General features: G+C 68.3%; 10 protein-coding genes. 4 read left to right on the top strand and 6 right to left on the bottom strand.

Annotated features, from left to right (window positions below):
* Positions 1–21: 21 nt before the first annotated feature.
* The 3 genes from M0G41_RS03830 to M0G41_RS03840 all read right to left on the bottom strand — a co-directional run bounded on the left by M0G41_RS03830 (position 22) and on the right by M0G41_RS03840 (position 5,999).
* Positions 22–804 (bottom strand): S1/P1 nuclease, encoded by a 783-nt coding sequence (locus M0G41_RS03830; RefSeq protein WP_248205220.1) that lies wholly within the window; start codon positions 802–804, stop codon positions 22–24.
* Positions 801–2,816 (bottom strand): transketolase, encoded by a 2,016-nt coding sequence (gene tkt, locus M0G41_RS03835; RefSeq protein ID WP_248205222.1) that lies wholly within the window; start codon positions 2,814–2,816, stop codon positions 801–803. The genes M0G41_RS03830 and tkt overlap by 4 nt, the downstream gene beginning before the upstream one ends.
* A 375-nt stretch (positions 2,817–3,191) precedes the next feature.
* Positions 3,192–5,999, bottom strand: a complete 2,808-nt coding sequence (locus M0G41_RS03840; protein ID WP_248205225.1) for a carboxypeptidase-like regulatory domain-containing protein — start codon at positions 5,997–5,999, stop codon at positions 3,192–3,194.
* A 474-nt stretch (positions 6,000–6,473) separates the two neighbouring features.
* Here M0G41_RS03840 and M0G41_RS03845 point away from each other — a divergent pair, with 474 nt between their 5' ends.
* Positions 6,474–9,347, top strand: a complete 2,874-nt coding sequence (locus tag M0G41_RS03845; RefSeq protein ID WP_248205228.1) for a choice-of-anchor D domain-containing protein — start codon at positions 6,474–6,476, stop codon at positions 9,345–9,347.
* A gap of 215 nt (positions 9,348–9,562) precedes the next feature.
* On the opposite strand, the gene M0G41_RS03850 is transcribed toward M0G41_RS03845, so the two are convergent.
* From M0G41_RS03850 to M0G41_RS03860, 3 genes are all read right to left on the bottom strand, one after another.
* Positions 9,563–10,411 carry a chemotaxis protein CheX gene (locus M0G41_RS03850; RefSeq protein WP_248205230.1) on the bottom strand — a complete coding sequence of 283 codons (849 nt, stop codon included), beginning with the start codon at positions 10,409–10,411 and terminating at the stop codon, positions 9,563–9,565.
* Positions 10,412–10,455: 44 nt separating this feature from the next.
* Positions 10,456–10,827 (bottom strand): response regulator, encoded by a 372-nt coding sequence (locus tag M0G41_RS03855; protein WP_248205234.1) that lies wholly within the window; start codon positions 10,825–10,827, stop codon positions 10,456–10,458.
* A 168-nt stretch (positions 10,828–10,995) separates the two neighbouring features.
* Positions 10,996–11,778 carry an AraC family transcriptional regulator gene (locus M0G41_RS03860; protein WP_248205237.1) on the bottom strand — a complete coding sequence of 261 codons (783 nt, stop codon included), beginning with the start codon at positions 11,776–11,778 and terminating at the stop codon, positions 10,996–10,998.
* 245 nt (positions 11,779–12,023) lie between these two features.
* Between M0G41_RS03860 and M0G41_RS03865 the strand changes: the two genes are divergently transcribed.
* The 3 genes from M0G41_RS03865 to M0G41_RS03875 all read left to right on the top strand — a co-directional run bounded on the left by M0G41_RS03865 (position 12,024) and on the right by M0G41_RS03875 (position 17,528).
* Entirely contained in the window at positions 12,024–12,887 is an 864-nt protein-coding gene (locus M0G41_RS03865; protein ID WP_248205239.1) for a helix-turn-helix transcriptional regulator, read from the top strand.
* An 876-nt stretch (positions 12,888–13,763) separates the two neighbouring features.
* Positions 13,764–14,630: a helix-turn-helix transcriptional regulator gene (locus M0G41_RS03870; RefSeq protein WP_248205244.1), complete on the top strand. Its 867-nt coding sequence runs from the start codon at positions 13,764–13,766 to the stop codon at positions 14,628–14,630.
* Between the two features lie 339 nt (positions 14,631–14,969).
* Positions 14,970–17,528, top strand: coding sequence for a TonB-dependent receptor plug domain-containing protein (locus M0G41_RS03875; RefSeq protein WP_248205247.1), 2,559 nt, complete (start codon positions 14,970–14,972; stop codon positions 17,526–17,528).
* Positions 17,529–17,620 lie beyond the last annotated feature (92 nt).

Here is a 17,620-nt window from a genome sequence, read left to right on the forward strand (position 1 = left end):
CGGGCGGCTGCCCGCGGACGGCTAGGGGCTCGGCGCGAAGCCGGCCTCGAGAATGCTGGCAAGGCGCGAGGCAGCGAGGCGCAGGCGCGCCTCGGCCAGCGGCCGGAAGCGCTCGAAATAGGCGTCGGACAGGCGGCGGCGCTGCGGATAGAAGCCGTCAGCCTGGACGATGCGGCAGCTGTCCTCGGCCCAGGTCACGGGTTGGAACGGGCCCGCCTCGGGCAGCGGCTCGGCCGACAGCGCGGCCAGATGCCCGGCGCGATCGCGACCGGTCCGGGCCAGCATGAAATGGTCCCAGACCCGGTGCAGGTTGCTGCCCTCGCCGTCGACGTTGACCTGATAGGTGTTGCCGCCGCGGTCATGGCCGTAGCCGCAGTGCAGCGGCTGGTGGATGTCGGCGACGAAGTGGACCAGGAACTTCAGCGCCTCGGCACGCCGCTGGCGCGGCAGCGAGGCATCCAGCATCTCGGCGCGGAAGCGCTCTACCGCGGCCACCACGCAGTCGCCCCCGGGGCAGTCGCGCCGCGCCACGTACTCGCAGCGGCCGCGCGGGAAGTTCACGAAGTGCAGCGGCGTGGCCCAGGCGTAGGCCTTGTCGTCGCGCATGCGGTCGGCCCAGCCCGCTGTCGAGGCCAGGCTCTCGCCCTCCTCGAGCAGGGCCTGCACCCCGACCCGTGCCTTCGCGGAGAGCTGGCGCTCGGCCAGCTCTCCGACCAGCTCGTGGCCGAACATGCTCCAGGCGCGCGCCGGCGATGTCGCGCCGGCGAGCACGATGAGCAGCAGCAGGGCGATCCAGTGCCTCATGCAGCCGGCTTGGCCACGCCCTTCGCCGCCTCGACCACCGCCTCGGCGGTGATGCCGAAGTGCTTGTACAGGTCGCCGGCCGGCGCCGAGGCGCCAAAGCGGTCGATGCCGACCACCGCACCGTCGAGACCGACGTACTTGCGCCAGAAGTCGGTGACGCCCGCCTCGACCGCCACCCGCGCCCGGCACCACGACGGCAGCACGCCCTCACGCCACTCGACCGGCTGGGCATCGAAGACATTGCTGCAGGGCATCGACACCACGCGCACCGCGCGGCCTTCCGCAATCAGCGTGCGCGCCGCGTCCATGGCGATGCCGACCTCGGAGCCGGTGGCGATCAGGATCAGATCCGGCTTGCCGCCCTCGGCCTCCATCAGCACGTAGCCGCCGCGCTCGATGTCGCGCACCTGCTGGGTGCTGCGCGGCTGGTGGTCGAGGTTCTGCCGCGAGAAGATCAGGCAGGACGGGCCAAGACGGTGCTCGATGGCCGCCTTCCAGGCCACCACCGACTCCACCGCGTCGCAGGGGCGCCAGACCCGGTTGTTCGGGATGTAGCGCAGCGAGGCCAGGTGCTCGACCGGCTGGTGGGTCGGGCCGTCCTCGCCGAGGCCGATGGAATCATGGGTGTAGACGTGGATCGCTGCGGCCGGGATCAGCGCGCTCATCCGCACCGCATTGCGGGCGTAGTCGGAGAAGACCAGGAAGGTGGCGTCGTAGGGAATCAGGCCGCCGTGCAGGACCATGCCGTTGGCAATCGCGGTCATGCCGAACTCGCGCACGCCGTAGTAGACGTAGTTGCCGTCTTCGCCGCCCGCGTTGACGTCGCGCGAGCCCTTCCACAGGGTCAGGTTGCTGTGCGCGAGGTCGGCCGAGCCGCCGATCAGCTCGGGCAGTAGCGGACCGAAGTGTTCAAGGGCCATCTGCGAGGCCTTGCGCGAGGCCACCACCGGCCCCTCTGCCTGCAGCTTGTCGGCATAGGCCCAGGCCGCTTCGGTGAAGCCGGCCGGCAGCTCGGCGCGCAGCCGGCGCAGCAGCTCGGCGGCGAGCTCCGGGAAGGCGCGGCCGTACTCGGCAAAGCGCTGCTCCCATTCCTGCTCACGCTCGGCGCCCTTCTGCTGGCTGCGCCAGCCGTCGTAGACCGGCTGCGGGATCTCGAACGGCGCATGCGACCAGCCAAGCTTCTCGCGGGTCGCCACCACCTCGTCCTTGCCCAGCGGCGCGCCGTGCGAGCTTTCCTTGCCGGCCTTGCCCGGCGAGCCGAAGCCGATGGTGGTGCGACAGCAGATCAGCACCGGGCGCTCGCTCTGGCCCATCGCCGTGCGGATGGCCTGCGAGACCTCCTCCGGGTCATGGCCATCGACATTGCGGATCACCAGCCAGCCGTAGGACTCGAAACGCTGCGGCGTGTCGTCGCTGAACCAGCCGGCCACGTCGCCGTCGATCGAGATGCGGTTGTCGTCCCAGAACGCGACCAGCTTGGACAGGCCCAGCGTGCCGGCCAGCGAACAGGCCTCGTGCGAGATGCCTTCCATCAGACAGCCATCGCCGAGGAACACCCAGGTGCGGTGGTCGACGATCTCGTGCCCCGGACGGTTGAAGCGCTGCGCCAGCACCTTTTCGGCCAGGGCCATGCCGACGGCATTGGCCAGACCCTGCCCCAGCGGACCGGTGGTGGTCTCGACGCCCGGGGTTTCAGAGGCCTCCGGATGCCCGGCGGTGATCGAATGCAGCTGGCGGAAGCGCTTGAGCTGCTCGATCGGCAGGTCATAGCCCGACAGGTGCAGCAGGGCGTAGAGCAGCATCGAGCCATGGCCGTTCGAGAGCACGAAGCGGTCGCGGTTGAACCACTTCGGGTTGCCCGGGCTGTGCACCAGGAAGTCGTTCCACAGCACCTCGGCGATGTCGGCCATGCCCATCGGCATGCCCGGATGCCCGGATTTGGCCGCCTCGACCGCGTCGATGGCAAGAAAACGGATGGCGTTGGCGAGCTCGCGCCGGCTGGGCGTGGTCATGGCAACCTGTCTGCTTGGGGGAGAACCCCCGGAACCGGGGGGCCCATATTGTCCCCGATGCCGGCCGGCTTGTCGCCTTGGGGGTAACCCGGGGCGGGGCGGCGGAGCTGAATGCGCGGAGCGGGCGCGAAGTTCGCATTCGCCCCGGCCCCGCTGTAGGAGCCAGCTTGCTGGCGATAGGCGCCCCGGATGGGACGATCGCCAGCAAGCTGGCTCCTACATTCGGGTGTTTTGGAATGTCTGCTTTGCGCCCGACCTTGCCGCTCGACGGCGCGGCTCAACAGAGCGGCGCAGCGCCGGCGTGCGACCGCCAGCGCGAACTGGCCAAGCCCGGAGCTCATGGCGACGGCGGGGCCATGGCCGCCCACTTATTGCCTAACGCGGTGCGCGCGGGATCTCGAAGCCGGAGACGAACAACAGGGGCACGCCGCTGCCGGCATCCGAGCCGCTCATCCTGAACTGCAGTGGCGCGACGCCGGGGTCGAGATTCAGCAGGGAAACCGGCGTGGCCCCGGCAAGATCACATCCGCCACGGTGGACGGAGGTGCCGGGCGAGCAACTGACACCAGCGTGGACCTGGTCGACGAAACCGGCGTAATTGTCGGTCGAAAGCAGCACGCTGCCCGGCAGGGCGTCGTAGGGGCCCTGGCCCGGGAGTCGCAGCGGGACGCTACCGTCACTACCCGAGCGCAGCTGGGCAAGAGGCTGCCCCGCCTCGTTCCACACATCGATGAACACATGGCCCAGAGGAACGTCGTCAAGCTGACGCGAGACGCGGATGCTGCGCGCTGCCCAGGGCTCCACAGCAACATCCAGCCTCGTCTCGCCTTCGGCGACCTCGATTTCGCTACCGGCACCACTCGCACACAGCGAGAAGCGGTCCGCGGCCGGGTCCTCGGGCAGGCGACAGGGCGGCGCGCCATGGAACTGCGGCCAGAATCCATCCAGCTGCACGCCGAGCCGATAGCGCCCAGGCTCGAGGTTGGTCAGCAGCAACTCGCCGGTCTGCGGGTCGGCATCGGTCAGGGCCAGGGTGACGGACGCCCCAGCCTCGTCCAGCAGGCGGACCGAGTGCGCGCCCAGGCCTGCCCGGGTAAGCGCGATGGGCGACTGCTTCGGATCCAGCAGTCGCGCCCGCATGCTGCCGGTCGGCCCCAGTGAAAAATCGGCCTCGACGTCGCCGGACTGCAGCGAGACCTCCACGGTCTGCGCACCGGCGCAGTCTCTCGAAGGCAGGGGCCTCTGACATTCAATCCCCGGGCTGATCTGGTCGATGTGGGCATCGGAGGCCACGTGGACGAAGTATCTGCGCGGTGAAAGCTGAGCCAGACGGTAGTAGCCGTCCGCATCGGTCCTCACGGCGCCCGCCGTCTCATGCCGCGTGGTGAACAACCTCACCCAGGCGTTCGCAATGCCTGCACCGGAGTTCCGGTCGATCACCCGGCCGGTGATGGACGGCAACGAGCGGAGGGCCACCGTCAGCTGCAGGGGTTCAAGCGAAGAGGGCACGTTGATCGGCTCGGCGAGCGCCATTTCTTCCATGCAGGAAATGCTGCAGACGATGTCCGGATACAGCCCGGGAAAAGTACCGTAAGGGCTTACACGCAGCAGATAGGCGCCGGGCTCTATTCCCCCCACCCGATACCGATCGCCTTCGCGGGACGCGCTGTGAACGACCTGCACGATCGAGCCATCGGTGCTGTGAAGCGCGACGAACACGGAAGACGGATGGGCGGGAGCCTGTCCATCGACGCTGAGCTGGATGCTGATATGACCCATCGGCGCCAGAGCGAAATCGACACGGCTCTGGCCGGGCACGTCGATCTCCAGCGGCGCGACACTCTGCGGGTCGCACCCACTTGTGCAGCGCTGGTCATCATGCCAACGCGATTCGTAGCCGAAATGTCTGGCGACCAGCCTGTATCGATCGGGTGCGAGACCCTCCAGCCTGAACTGGCCCGTCGAGTCGGCCCTGGCCGAGAAAAGTCCGCCTCGCTCACCCGTCGCCTCGATCGTGGAATGGGCAATGCCCTCGCTGCCGCCGCGTACCGTGACGCCGCCCGTAATCACATGTCCCTGATCGAGCTGGAAGTCGACGCCTCCTACACCGGCCTCAGGGACTAGAAGATCTGGACTGGGATCGCAGTCAGACATGCTGCGACTGGTCGGAACGCGGCAGTAGGCCCCGCCAAGCCCACGATGCAGATAGCCCGGCAAGGTCTGCCACCCCTCGAACGTCCGCGCCTTGAACGCCACGGTACTGCCGTACGCAGGAAGGTGGAACTCATAGCGGGCATTCTGATCGGTATAGGCAACAAACTCCCGCCAGGGGGACTGCTGCTCGATGAGGGCTACCCAGATTCCTACAAGCCCGAGGCCGCTGTTTCGGGCGGATACCCGACCCGAGACGACCACTGAGCGGTTCAGTGCCACCTTGACGGAATCCTCCCCACCCAGATTGCTGATCCGGACCAGGACCGGCTGTCCGGCATAGCTTGTCGTTCCACCCAACTCGGCGTTGAGCCCGAACCCGTCATCTGCCACGGCTAGGGGGTCCGCAAGTTCGGCGCAGGACTCGAACCGTTCGATGCGGGTATCCGCGGTCGAGCCACGGGTCGAGAGAAGAAAGCTGCCCGCCTCGCCGGCATTCCAGCCAAGCCAGGCCGAGTCACCCGGCGCCAGGCTCAGCGTGGAGGCATCGCCCTCCTGCAGCAGAACCGCGTTCGTGCACGCATTGCCCAGCGCAGCAGTCTGCCCGACCTTGAGACGACTGCCAGTCGTGGATTCACCTTGCCGACTGGCCTCGGGCGCCGGTCGGGAGGACAGTCGGGCGTGCAGGGCGAGGACATGGCGGCGCTTTGCCTCGGCTCCGGCATCCGCGGAGGCCGGCAGGTCGGGCAGCGGACCGGGAGGAAGGCCGACGAACAGACTGCGCTGCAGGGCCGCGTGAATCGTATGGAGTCGTTCAATCTCGCTGCGCTCAGCCGCGTGCGCAGCGGCGCCGGGCAACAGCAGATCGGGGAGGAAGATCAGCAGCAGCGCGCACGCAACTCGTAGCATGTGGAGGCCCGGAAAATAAAGACAAACTATGTGTTCAGAACTGTAACAGCTGACCGCCCCCGGGGAACAGGGGTCGCACAGCCTGCAGTGCAGCCCGCGGGAAGCCACCTGTTGTTCACGCATTTGGATCGGGCGATCCAACCTCGCGAAGACTGCGTTTCGCTCTTGGCGGCCGGGCCGCCCCTAGCCCCTAGCCCCTAGCCCCTAGCCCCTAGCCCCTAGCCCCTAGCCCCTAGCCCTGAGCCCTGAGCCCTGAGCCCTGAGCCCTGAGCCCTGAGCCCTCAGCCCTGAGCCCTGAGCCCTTTCTGTCGCCGCGCGCATCATCAACAAGGGGCCTTTCGGACGCAAGCACCGTGATCGGCGCGACCAGTCGTCCCGACCTTGCCGCTGCGCAGCGGTTGCGGGGTGCGGCGTCCGTCGCCGGAGTGATCGACTCCGCGGAGCCCCCAACTGGCCACATCGACAGGTCCGAACTGGCCCTATCCGAGGCCATTAGCCCGGATTAGGGTCGATGTCACGACAGGGCGCCGGGCTCGCGCCTTCCTGGTTCTTCCCGTTCGTACTGCTGGCCGCGTCCAGCCGGTCGTGGAGGTTGCCATGCATCGCCCTTGCCTTGCGCTTTGCTCTGCCGCGTTTTCCATCGCCCTGCTGGTGGCGGCTCCCGCCTGGGCGGCGGTCATCGTCCAGGACACGTTCGAGGACGGCGATGCCAATGGCTGGACCTCGACTGGCGATGTGTCGGTCAGCACGGCCCAGGCCATCGGCAGCTACTCGTTGCGCCTGCGGGCGACGGCGAATTCGGTGTTGAACACACCGAGCACCGGCTTCACCGGGGTCAGCGTCAGCATGAGCCTGGCGGCGACCTCGCTGGAGACCGGCGATGATTGCTACGCCGAGGTCAGCACCAACGGGGGCGGCAGCTGGACCACCGTGGTGCTGGTGCAGAACGGCCAGGACAACGGCACCTTCTTCACCCAGTCGGTCAGCCCGGCCGGGGCGGACAACAACCCCAACCTGAAGGTCCGCTTCCGCAGCACCGGCGGCACGACCGGCGACTATTGCTACGACGACGAGGTCCTGGTGTCGGGCACCGCCGGCGGCGGCAACCCGGCGCCCGACCTTTCACTCAGCGGCAGCGGCCAGTTCGGCAGCGTGACCACCGGCAACACCGCGGATCGCCTGTTGACGGTGAGCAACACCGGCACGGCGAACCTGGTCATCGTCAGCCTGAACGGCCTCGCCCCGCCGTTCGCGATCCAGGCCGATGCCTGTTCGCAGGCCACCCTGCCGCCGGCTGCCAGCTGCAACGTCACCCTGCGCTTTGCCCCGACCGCCACCGGCAGTTTCTCCGACACCCTGAATATTCCGTCCAACGACCCGGACCAGCCCACGACCACCCTGGCCGTGGCCGGCACCGGCAGCGCGCCGGGCGGTGGAGGCTTCGACCCCAATTTCGATCCGTTGACCGGCAACGGCAACGTCAGCCGCAGCCTGCTCACCTACAGCACGCTGATGAACGGCCCCGACCCGGGCAGCCGGGTGGACCTGTCCGCCTACGCCGTGCCGGCCAATGCTGCCCAGCCCGATCACCTGTTCGAGGGCTCGCTGGAGCTCTTCGGCGAGGCGACGGGCGGCGGGTTTGCCGAGATCAAGGATGACTTCGCGTACACCGGCAATGCCGACACCACGCGCAAGCACCTGCCCGAGTTCGACTTCGAGTTCGTGCAGACCGGCACCCACCTGTTCCCGGTGGCCCGCGGCACGATGACCGACTCGCATCCGGAGTGGGAGTACATCCTCGAAGCCGGACGGGTGTGGAAGGAGAACGGCGACAACGGCTACAGCCGCGCCTCGATCCCCTTCACCCTGCACCAGAAGAACGCCAACTGCATGCACAACGGCGTGATGAGCTTCCTGTTCAAGGCCGATGGCAGCACCTCGCGGGTGGCCTACCAGATTTCCAGCGAGACCTGCCTGTACTTCAAGGTGGACATGTGGGGCTCGCTGGCCGCCAGCTACACGCCGATGCCGGTGGCCAATGCCGACGGCCTGCGCGCCGACTACCAGGCCGAGGTCAACGGACGGATGCCGGTGAAGCCGATCTCGGCCCTGGCCACCGACCATCCGGGGGCCGACCCCAGCCAGTTCGGCGCCAGCAGCGAAACCGATCCGGCCCACGTCACGCTGTTCGGCTTCATCATCGACGGCGTGCACTACACCGGGGGCTGCCAGACCCGCTACGGCACCTACCCCTACTGCAACAGCCTCGTGCTGCCTTCGTACTCCTCGGCCAAGTCGGTGTTTGCCGGCCTTGCCCTGATGCGCATGGAGCTCAAGTACCCGGGGTTCAGCGAGAGCACCATCGCGCCGCGCGTGCCGGACTGTGCGGCCAACGGAAACTGGGGCGACGTGAAGTACCGCCATGCCATCGACATGGGCACCGGCAACTACGGCTCGGCGCTGTACATGAGCGACGAGGGTCGCAGCCACACCAACAACCTGTTCCTGCCGCTCGACCACGCGAGCAAGATCAGCTACAGCTGCACGCAGTACTCACGCAAGGTGGCGCCGGGCACCAAGTGGGTCTACCACACCTCGGACACCTACATCCTCGGCACCGCGATGAATGCGCATCTGAAGACGCTGGAGGGCAGCGGCAAGGACATCTTCGCCGATACCCTGGTCGCCGAGATCCTCGCCCCGATCGGCACCAGCCCCACCTCGCACGTCTCGCGGCGCACCTACGACGCGGTGCAGCAGCCGTTCACCGGCTGGGGCATGAGCTTCCTGCGCGACGATGTGGCCAAGATCACCCGCTTCATCAACGTCGACGACGGCAGGCTCGCCGGCACGCCGCTGGTCAACACCGCACACCTGGATGCCGCGATGCAGCGCTCGCCCGGCGACCGCGGCCTCGACCCCCTCAGCGGCTACAAGTACAACAACGGGTTCTGGGCCCACGAGATCAAGGCGAACGTCGGCTGCCCCGTCGATGTCTGGGTGCCCTTCATGTCGGGCTACGGCGGCATCAGCGTGCTGCTGCTGCCGAACGACACCACCTACTACATGTTCAGCGACGACGACACCTACCTGTGGATGAAGGCCGCGGTGGAGTCGCATCGGATTCGCAGTCTCTACCGGCCGGGCGCAAGGACAGCCATAGGGTGCGGCTGGCCGCACCGGGCGTACCGTCCGAACGCCCGTATCGGCGCGCCCAGGGCGCAGCGAGATCGTGCTGGGCGGGTCCCGGACCCACCGACCATCGGCTCGAACGTGGCGATCCCGGCGAACCCCCTCCCAACCTCCCCCTACGCCGCTCCGCGGCGCAAGGGGAGGGGCTGCACCGATGGGAACTTCGGGCGCGAAGTGCGCATTCGAGCCGGCCCATCAAAGGGGCCGGTTTTCTGTGGGAGCGCCCTTGGGCGCGACCGCGGAGATCCACTCTGGCGGCGGTCTGTGGTGAATCCGTAGCGCTGCGGTCGCGCCCAAGGGCGCTCCCACAATTTGACTGCGGCAAGGCCTGCTTTGCGGCGCAAACCGGACCTTGCAGCACCGTTGCGTGTAGGAGCCAGCTTGCTGGCGATCGTCCCGTCCGGGGCGCCTATCGCCAGCAAGCTGGCTCCTACATTCGGGTCTTGCGGAAGGTCCTCTTCGCGCCCACCCTGCGCATTCGCCAGCGCTGCGCGCTATCGCCCGACCAGCAGCTCGAACTCGCCGAGTTCGGAGGTCATGGCGACGGTGAGGGCGTGGTCGGCCTTGGCGGCGAGGGCGGGCAGGCCGAGGTCGAGGTCCGGGGGTGAGGGGGTGTAGCCCTCGTCGTCGGCGAGGGTGTCGCGGATGACATAGCCCATGATCACGTTGAGCAGCTCGCCGAGGGCGTCGCGCGCCAGTTCATCGTCGCAGCGCTCGGGCTTGATGCGCATGAAGGCACAGGCGATCTGGCGGGTGGTGGCCGGATCGGCCGCGAGGCCGATCAGCAGGCGGCGGCTGGCCTCTACCTCGATGCAGGCGCTGACCCGGTCGACCTGCTCCAACGGTGCATCACGAACCGCGGAAAACTGCGAGCGGCTTTTCAGGATGCGGGTGAACTGCTTGTTGGCGGTGTCGATGGCCAGCGCGATCTCGCGCTCCAGCGGATGTCCGGCCAGGGCCTGACGGTAGTCCTGCTCGGCACTGGCCCGCTCGGCCTGCTGCTCGGCGAGCGCCTGCTCCAGCTGGGCGCGGGTCAGCATGCCGCGCTCGGTGAGGATCTCGCCGAACAGCTTGCGTCGGGACTTCTGCAGGGCCAGCAGCTGGTCGACCTGGGCGGCGTCGAGCAGGCCGAGCTCGGCGGCGATATCGCCGAAGCGCTTGTCCTCCTGGCGCTGCCGGTCGTTGATGGTCTGCGCCTGGCGGGCATCGAGCAGGCCTGCCTCGACCGCCAGCTCGCCCAGCATCGGGCTGCACTGGCGCTGCACCTCAAGCGCTTCGAGCAGCTGCTCTCGCGTCAGCAGGCCCTGCTCAAGCAGGTACTGCCCCAGGAACTTGACCGCCATCCGCTACCTCCCCTGCACGCTCTGTGTGGACACCGTCGACCGGCTCAGCCGCCCGCCGCCTCGCCGATCACCCGCAGCAGGGCCTCGGGCTCGATCGGCTTCTGCAGGTAGGACTTCGCACCGACCTTGAGGCACTTCTCGATATCACTCTGCGCACCGAGCGAGCTCAGCACGATGACCACCGCCTTCGGGTCGAAATCGAGGATTTCGCGCAGCGCCGCCTTGCCGTCCATCTTCGGCATGACCAGATCGAGCAGCACTACGTCGGGGCGGGTGGCCTTGTACTGGGAGATGGCCGCCAGGCCCGAGTCGGCCTCGCCGGCGATCTCGAAACCGTTCTCCTCGAGGATGGAGGCGGTCATCACGCGCATGGCCCGGGAGTCGTCACAGAGCAGAACCCGAGTCTTGGCCGTCATGCGAAAGCTCCTTGTGGGAAACGCGGATGCCGCAAGGCCGCCCTGCCGCGCCTGCCTCAGCGCACGGATGACGGCTGCAGCCGCAGTGTAGCCCGATCAGGCAGGACCGAGGAAAGACAGGGCAAACCCGCAGCAGGATCAGGCGACGGGCGCGCCCCGGCTCCGCGCTCAGGCCGCCTGTGACCAGCGCATCAGCAGGGCTTCCACCAGAGAAACCAATCGCGAGGGGCGGACACCGTACAGCTGGTGGAACTCCTGGCTGAACTGGCTGCCCGAGCGGTAGCCGACGGCGGCGGCGGCCTCGGCGCAGCGCTCGCCGTCGACCAGGATCAGCAGGGCGGCGCGGCGCAGGCGCAGCTCGCTGCGGTAGCGTCCGGCGGACAGCCCACAGCCGCGCCTGAGCACACGGTTCAACTGTCCGCGGGAGAGGTCCGCCGCGGCCGCCATCGCGTCGAGGCCGCCAAGACTCGGCAGGCATGCGTGGACGGCGGCGCGAGCGCGGGCCAGGCTGTCGGCCTGACCGTCACCCCGCCGGGCGCGGGCGATGCTGGTCGGCAGCCTGCGCAGGGCAAGCAGCCAGCCAGCCAGCTGCTCACCGAGCGCGACCAGGCGGGCCGGGTCGACGCGCAGTCCGGCCCGCTGCTGCTGGGCCACCCAGGCGAGGCCAAGCTGCAGCGCCGGCGGCAGGTAGACCGCGGCATGGGCCACGCTGGCCAGCATCAGGGCCTCGCGCAGGCCCGCCGCCTGTGGCTGCAGCACCAGCCACTGTTCGATCTGCCGCTCGGGCAGGGCCGGTGGCAGGTCGAGCGCGGCGAAGACAAGGTCGGCGGCGACCTCGGTCCCCGGGGCGCCCGCCTCGGCGTCGGCCTGCACCGCCACGCTGATACCCAGCATGCCGTATCCCGGCTCTCCCGGTCGCAGCCATGCCAGGCCTGAGGCCACCCCTTGCATCAGTACCGCTCCTTTCGCTGGTATCCTGATAATTTCGTACGAACGCGTTCGTACTCTTGTGGCGGAAGTCATGCTCTTCGTGTCGACGCGCCCTCGATGCGCCGAAGCGAGCCCGTCGCAGCCGGAGCGATCCGCGGATGCGATGTGTTGGGTCCGATCCAGCAATTCCGGCACAGGCCGGGACCAGGGCGCGGGCCTAATTTGTACTCAGCGGGCTGTCTGTTGCGGCCCGACGATCAGGCCTCATGGACATGCAGCCCACTTCCAACGTGTTGTTCAGCTCCCGTTTGCCGAGCGGGGATCTGCTGAACCGGACGACCGAGCGTGACCAACCGTCGCTGCGGGGATTCAGGCTGCGCCGGCTTTCGACACCCTGCCGGGTCGAGCTGCCTGGTTTCCAGCCGCTGCTCGCCGGGCAGAATTCGGTTCTGCTCCTCGGTCCCGGCGATGCGCACGAGGAGTCGCCGCTCGACGGGGTGGCAGGCCACGTCGCCGAGCTTCCTGTTCCGACCGGGCTCCTGGCCGTCGCCGAGCGTGAGCTGGGCGTGCTGGCCGCCGGCAATCGGCGCTTCCGCATGCCGATCGCGCGGCTGTCCCCCGAGGCCTATTTCCGCTGGCGCCTGCTCGACTGGTCCGCCAATGCGGCAGACCGCGGGCCTGAGGCGTTGGAAGCGGTGTGCCGCGCGGTACTGCTTTGCGCCGCCAACGACTGGAGGCGGCGCCCGGTGCCGAACGCCGGTGCACAGGTGGCCGGCGGCCGCAGCCGCTTCGAACTCGCCCAGCAGGCCGCCGCCCTGATCGAGATGCACTGGCAGGAAGGACCCTGCCTCGAGGCGCTGGCCGCGCACTTCGAGCTGTCCTCCTTCCATCTGCTGCGCAGCTTCCGACGCGGGCTTGGCCTCACTCCGCACCAGTACCTGCTGCAGATCCGGCTGCGGCGCAGCTTCGACCTGCTGGAGGCCGGTGGCCTGCGGATCATCGACATCGCCCTGGCCACGGGCTTCAGTTCGCACGGCCACTACTCCACCGCCTTCAGAAAGACCTTCGGGATCAGCCCGCTGGCCTACCAGCGCCTCGGCCGCGCCGAGCGCGGCGCGGCCAGCGCCTAGAGCGCAGCCACTCGGGTCGCGTGCGCCTCGGATCGAGCGGTGGGAGGGGGCGCGAAGAAGACATTCATAGGGTGCGGCTGGCCGCACCGGGCGTACCGCCCGAACGGCCGTATCGGTGCGCCAAGGCACACCCTATGGGGCTTCGCCGACGCGCAACGAAGTCCGACTGTAGGAGCGCACACGGGCGCGACCGCGGCGTGACGTGTTCTCCACAGACCGCGGCCAGAGCGAACCTCCACGGTCGCGGCCATGTCCGCTCCTACGAAGAGCCCGCCCGGTCGGGGTCGGTGGCAAATGTCCGATTTGCGCCCTTTCGACGCTCGGGCATTGGGGCGCAACGGCAGGTTTGGACTTGCGCTGCGGCGCCCGGGATTCGCGCGAGACGAAGCGATGATCTAGTGCATGACACGTGCAGCCGCGGATCTGCGTTCTCGCAGGCACGCTGGTTGACCACGCCGCCGGAGACCGCTTTGCGAGTCGCGAAACCCACCGTCAGCTGAACACCGCTTGTGCGTTTCATGGTGCCGAACTTTCAGCAAACCTGGATAACACCTCGCTCTACGGGCTCTTTCGTAGTTTCAGCTCCGAGAGCCACGTCAGTTTTGTGCAAGGGCGTCGCGAATCGCTTCCGGACACTCGCCAACCATTCCCTCCGGTCGTTCCCCCGGCGCGTGGAGCGCTCTGTGCCACGACAGCCCACAACAAGGAGATTTGCTTGAAGGAGAACCTTCCCCACCCGCCCACCACCGGGTCGTATCACTTCCCTCCCGCCGCGCTCGCCGACTCCCCCGCGACGCCGGCAACCGAGTACCGCTGCCACTGACGTGACCCGCGGGCGGGCCGACCCGGCCCGCCTGCCCTCCAGGATTCGCCACCATGCTTTCCCTCACCTCCCGGCCGCTCCCCTGGAACGGCCGCTTCGCCGGCCAGCCCGAGATTGTCCGCCTTGATGCCCGACGGCCTTCCGCCCAGGTGGGCGAAGGCTGGGCGTTCGCCCTGTTCTGCCTGCACGGATCGGCACGGGTCCGATTGGGCCATGCCCTGCCCTGGGTCCGCCCGGGTGAGTGCCTGTTGAGCAGCCAGGATGCACCGGCGGTCATCCAGGTCGACCGTGGCAGCCAGGCCGTACTGCTGCGACTCGACCAGTCCACGCTCGCCGAGGGTCTGGCGCAGATCGCCCCCCTGCATCGCTTCGAGCCCCTGTGGATCACCGCGGTGCACCACGATGCGGAAGCACTCGGCGCCCACCTGGCCCAGGCCTGCGGCGATGCGCTGGCCCGCACGCCCGGCGAAGGCGTGCTGCAGGACTGCCTGCGGGAGGCCCTGCTGCTCGACCAGCGCTATACGCCCCTGCAGGCGCGCTGCCCGGGCCGAACCGGCAGTCAGCGTCGCGCGGTGCTTGCCCGCTTCGAGCGGACGCGACTGCGCTTTGCCTGGTCGGAGTCCCTGCTTGATGCCGACGTCGATGATCTGGCCCGCAGCACCAGCTATACGCGCTGGCACTTCATCCGCACCTTCTCGGCGATCTACGGTGACACCCCGGCCGAGTTCCTCCGCGAGACCCGGCTCAACTGGTGTGCCTCGCAGCTCGCCACCAGCGACCTGTCGATCTCCGAGATCGCCTGCATGGCCGGCTACGGCTCGCACGCCTCCTTCGCCCGCGCCTTCCGCAGCCACTATGGCCGCTCGGCCAGCGAATGGCGCTTCCAGCGCGAGGCGGAACTGTTGAAGAAGGCCGGGTAGACCGGCAAGCCGGAGTCGACCGCCGCCGATCAGCCGCAGGCGCGGCGCCCGGCCGCGCCGTCACCGCATAGGCTGGGGCGGGCCGCACCGGACGTACCCTCCGAACACCCGTCCCGGCAGGCACGAGGCGCTCCCTATCGGGAGTCGCCGACGCGACTCCGGGTTAACGCATCGTTCAATCGCCCTGCCTCTGCGCAAGCGCTTCTTTTCGAAAGTTGCGCAAATCGCACCAAATGTCAGGCAGATGCGCACGGCCTGCGCAGGCTGTGCGGAGTCTGCCTTCTACCCTCCACGGCACTGTCACGCGAGGTGACGGTTCGCCCCGATTGGAGAGTATTGATGAAACGCAATGTTCTTGCCGGCGCTGTCGCCGGCGCCCTGCTGTCCGGCCTTCCTGCCACCGCCGCCATGGCGCAGGACGACCAGGACACGCTATCCACCCTCGACCGCGTCGAAGTCACCGGCTCGCGCATCAAGCGTGCCGCCATCGAGGGTGCCCTGCCGGTCACCGTCATCGACCGTGAGCAGCTGGACATCTCCGGCGACGTGACCGTGGCCGACTTCCTGCGCAACACCTCGTTCAACAGCTTTGGCAGCTTCCGTCCGCAGTCGGGCTCCAGCGCCCAGGCCACCGCTGGCCTCAGCCTGCGCGGTCTCGGCTCGGGCCGCACCCTGATCCTCATCGACGGCCGGCGCGCTCCGCAGGCCGCCTCGGCGGTGGTCTCGGGCATCCAGGACCTTAATGCCATTCCGATGGCCGCGGTCGAGCGCATCGAGATCCTTTCCGACGGCGCCTCCGCGATCTACGGCACCGACGCCATCGGCGGCGTGGTCAACATCATCACCCGCAAGGACTTCAGCGGCGTGGAAGTGACCGCCGGTGCCAGCAATCCGAAGCGCGAGGGCGGCGAGACCGAGGAGGGCTCTATCATCTTCGGCGCCTCCAACGACCGCGCCAGCCTGCTGGCCGGCGTGTCGTACAGCAACCGCGGCATCGTCTTCGCCCGCGACCGCCCGTGGTCGGCGGTCGGCGTCTCGACCTTCTCGAACAACTATGTGTCGGCAACGCCGACTGTCGCCAATCCCGACCCGACCAACGCGCGGCACTGGAAGCCCGGCTCGACCGCGGCCCAGTTTGCGGTGCCGGGTGGCTGCTCGGGCCCTGGCTTCTCGCTGGGCTCCGGCGCCCAGGGCCAGGCGCTGTGCCTGTACGACTTCGCACGGGTCGCTGCCGACGAGGCCGAGGTCCGCAACAGCGCGATGTTTGCCCGCGCGAACTACCAGATCAATGACGAGTGGGCGACCTACCTGAACTCGACGGTCAGCCGCGTCGAGTCCTTCGGCCGCTACGCGCCGGTACCGGCCACGGTGTTCATCCCGCCGAACACGCCGAACAACCCGTCCAGCTCGCCGATGTTCCTGCGCCATCGTTTCGATTCGCTGGGCAACCGCGACAACTTCGTCGACGCCCATGTCTATGACGTGCTGTTCGGCTTCAACGGCCGCATGGGCAGCGTCGACCTCGATTTCGGCATCCGCAGCAGCGAGTCGAAGTCGATCAACCTCGGCCGCAACTACCTGGTCATCCCGCTGGCCGAACAGTTCATCGCCCGCGGCGACTACAACATCTTCCGCCCGCGGCAGAACCCGGCCAACGTGCTGAACGGCATGAAGACCACCACGGCGCGCGAGTCCGAGTTCCGCATCGAGGAGCTGTTCCTGCTGGCGAACATGGACCTGTTCGAGATGGGCGGCGGCATGGCCGGTCTCGCGGCGGGTTTCGAGTACCGTAGCGAGGACTACGCCGACCGCTACGACTCGCTGTCCGAGGGTGGCGTGATCGGCGGCTCGTCGGGCAATTCCGCGGCCGGTGGCCGCAGCGTCCGCGCGGCCTTCGCCGAAGCGCTGTTCCCGGTGCTGGAGAACGTCGAGGTCAGCCTGGCCGGCCGCTACGACGAGTACAGCGACTACGGCAGCGACTTCTCGCCCAAGCTCGGCCTGCGCTGGCAGCCGCTCGACACCCTGACCGTCCGCGCTTCGTATGGCGAGGGCTTTGCGGCGCCGAACCTCAACATCCTGACCCAGGCCACCTCGTTCACCGCCGCCGCGGTCAGTGACCCGGCCACCTGTGCCGCCTTCGGCCAGGCTGCCAACTGCTCGATCCAGATCGAGGCCTACCGCCTTTCCAACCCGACCCTGGAATCGGAAGGCTCCAAGCAGATCTCGTTCGGCATCGCCATGGATCCGACCGACTGGCTGAGCTTCACCCTCGACTTCTGGAACATCGAGATCGAGAACCGGATCGCCTTCTTCAGCTCGCAGGAGCTGGTGCAGCGCAACCTGACCAACCGGCCGATCCCGCCCGGCCTGGGCGTGTTCCGCTTCGCCGATGGCACCATCGATTTCGTCAACGAGGGCTACGCCAACCAGGGCAAGATCGACACCCGCGGCGCCGACCTGAACCTGACGACCAACTTCACCCTTGGCGACTGGGGCAGCCTGCGCAACCAGCTGAACATCGGCTACACCGACAGCTTCAAGCAGGACGGCGCGGAACAGATCGGCACCAACAGCGCTCCGAAGTACCGCGCCCAGCTGGCCAACAGCTGGACCTACGGCGACTTCGGCGTGGCCTGGAACCTCAGCCACATCGACTCGCACGAGAACTTCCTCGGCAATGGCCAGCTGGCCTCGTGGACCACCCACGACATCGTGCTGACCTGGGACGCGCCGTGGAACGCCAAGCTGAGCGTTGGCGTCAACAACGCCACCGACAAGGATCCGGTGCTGGATCCCTCGGGCGGCTGCGCCTCCGACGGGTCTCCGCGCGGCTACTGCACCCAGCTGTACGACGGCTACGGCCGCGTGCCTTTCGTCCGCTACACCCAACGCTTCTGATCGAGCCTGGCGCATGCAGCGCACGGGGGCCTTCGGGCCCCCGTGTCGTTTCCGGGGCCGCCTGCGCCGTCTTCACGCCGCGGGGTGGACGC

This window comes from Pseudomarimonas salicorniae, from assembly GCF_023156535.1.
GTDB lineage: Bacteria > Pseudomonadota > Gammaproteobacteria > Xanthomonadales > Xanthomonadaceae > Pseudomarimonas > Pseudomarimonas salicorniae.